The organism is Nostoc sp. CHAB 5715, assembly GCF_020829685.1.
In the GTDB taxonomy this organism is placed as follows: Bacteria; Cyanobacteriota; Cyanobacteriia; order Cyanobacteriales; family Nostocaceae; genus Nostoc.
In genome coordinates this window covers 1-2,054 of the sequence record NZ_JAIVFR010001184.1, presented here as the reverse complement: position 1 = coordinate 2,054, position 2,054 = coordinate 1, and the positions used below count along the sequence as shown (strand labels likewise).

Below are 2,054 nucleotides of genomic sequence, written 5' to 3'. Positions count from 1 at the left end.
GCTACGCTTACATCAGTACTAGGAAGAATTGAGCTACCAACCACTTGACCAGCATTGTTAATACCGTATCCTGGACTATAAGCATCAAAGCCAGTAGCAGTAGGGTTTAAGGAACCAAGATCGGTAATAGAGTACAAAGATGTAGCAGCAGCCTGCTGGGGAATTGTAATTTCTCCCATGATTAAGGCTATCAGTCCGATACCAGTAGCGCCCAGAGTATACTTCAACATATTGTTATTAAAACTTTATTCTTTTATGTTTTATCAGTATTTACTCTACTTAAGCAATCGAAAAATATACTTTAGTTAAAGAATATTCGTATTAGTACTTATGTAAGCGTAGCTGCTTAGAGACAGTACAACCTCATGAATTGGGTAGTTGTAAAGATGAGCAGGGCTTTAGGGAGTTTTGAATTACTACAAACGCAAATGTTGAGAATAAATAAAAATTGTTTCGCTTTTGTTACCGTTTATAAGTGTTTATCAAGTTCTATCAAACTCTTCTGACAATTGACTGACATTCCGAATTTGGGATGCAAGACTGAAAACATAAACATCATTACTAGTGACTCCAACTAGTGGAATTCCTATAGCTTTTTGAATCAAAGATGATAAGAGGGTAATTCCCACTCAAATCAGCTAAAAAGATGGCGGTGTTTACCACTACCTATTGTGGGAAGCCTATCTAAACTGGAAATGTGAGCAAGGCCTGTCTTGTTGCTCCAATAAAGAGGGACTGGCGAACCCGGAGGGTGAGCTTCATGGGGTTATTGAAAGCTCACAGTTAATATCTATCTCTGTAAATTAAAGGTGAAAGTATCATGACAACTACCCTAAACTCATTTGAAACTGCTGGGGCGACAAATCTTGAAGAAGCGATTACTAAAGCCATTACTGAAGCCCGCACAACTTGCGATTTAGATGGTAGTAATTCTGCTGGTTGTGCCGTAGCCTGGGATATTGTGGAAGAATTACAAGCTGAAAAAGCCGATCAACAGCAAGCAAAATCAAACAAAACCTCTTTGGAAAACTACTGCGATCGCCATCCTGAATCCGTAGAATGTCTAATCTACGACCTTTAACTCTTCCGTAAATCAGTTGTTGCTGATTGCGTTATTTGCTTAATTGCCTGTAAATCAGGTGGTGGTGTTTCACTTTCGATTCCCAACCACAAAAGATATTCAAGATTCCCAGCAGGGCCAGTGATCGGCGACCAAGTTAAGCCTTTGTATTTCCATCCTAATTGGTGCGCTGTTTGCAACACCTGGAAAATGGCATCAGCTTGGTCGTTTGGATCGCGCACAACACCTTTTTTACCCACACGGGATCTGCCGACTTCAAACTGTGGCTTGACTAACAATACAGCTTCTCGGTTAGCTTGAGTTAGTTGCCACAAAGCAGGCAGAATTTTAGTTAAAGAAATAAACGATACATCGACCACCGCCAAATCAGGAATCGGGTCATTTTCGCCATATAACTCATCTGGTCGTAGTTGCCGTAAATTGGTGCGTTCCCGCAAGATCACCCGCGAATCATTTCTTAAGAGCCAGTCAACTTGTCCGTAACCAACATCAATGCCGTAAACTTTTTTTGCTCCAGCTTGCAAGAGACAATCAGTAAAACCACCAGTAGAAATCCCACCATCTAAACAAATACGCTCTGCTACGGGAATGGCAAATACTGACAAAGCTTTGGAGAGTTTTTCACCGCCTCTAGAAACAAAAGGCGATCGCTCTTTAATATTTATTTGAGCCGAAATATCAACTTCAGTACCAGGTTTATCAACTAACTGCTGATTAACAGTAACTTCCCCCGCCTGAATTAGCCGTTGTGCTAAGGCGCGAGAAGAACATAAATTTAACTCTACTAATAGTGTGTCGAGTCGCTGTTTAGCCAATTAATTAGACTCTCCTGGTAAGATTAAAGCCAAAGCACGATTGATAATTTCTTCGCGGTTAAAAATTATGTCTAATTCAGCTAATTTAATTCCAAATGCAGAAAATGCAGTCGTTGATATTCGTAAACTGCGTGATTATTGCCTCAATCCAGAACATG

At 40.3% G+C, this 2,054-nt stretch carries 3 protein-coding genes; 1 reads left to right on the top strand and 2 read right to left on the bottom strand.

Annotation, left to right across the window (positions count from 1 at the left end; translation table 11 throughout):
* The coding region (locus LC574_RS37500) for a hypothetical protein (RefSeq protein ID WP_229458681.1) at window positions 1-230 on the bottom strand (230 nt) is incomplete at its 3' end.
* A 590-nt stretch (window positions 231-820) separates the two neighbouring features.
* Between LC574_RS37500 and LC574_RS37495 the strand changes: the two genes are divergently transcribed.
* A complete protein-coding gene (locus LC574_RS37495; RefSeq protein WP_229458680.1) occupies window positions 821-1,081 on the top strand; it encodes a Calvin cycle protein CP12 in 261 nt (86 codons plus the stop codon).
* On the opposite strand, the gene LC574_RS37490 is transcribed toward LC574_RS37495, so the two are convergent.
* The gene (locus LC574_RS37490) at window positions 1,078-1,896 is read right to left on the bottom strand and encodes a TlyA family RNA methyltransferase (protein WP_229458679.1); all 819 of its coding nucleotides are present in this window, start codon (window positions 1,894-1,896) and stop codon (window positions 1,078-1,080) included. The genes LC574_RS37495 and LC574_RS37490 overlap by 4 nt on opposite strands.
* Between the last annotated feature and the right edge of the window lie 158 nt (window positions 1,897-2,054).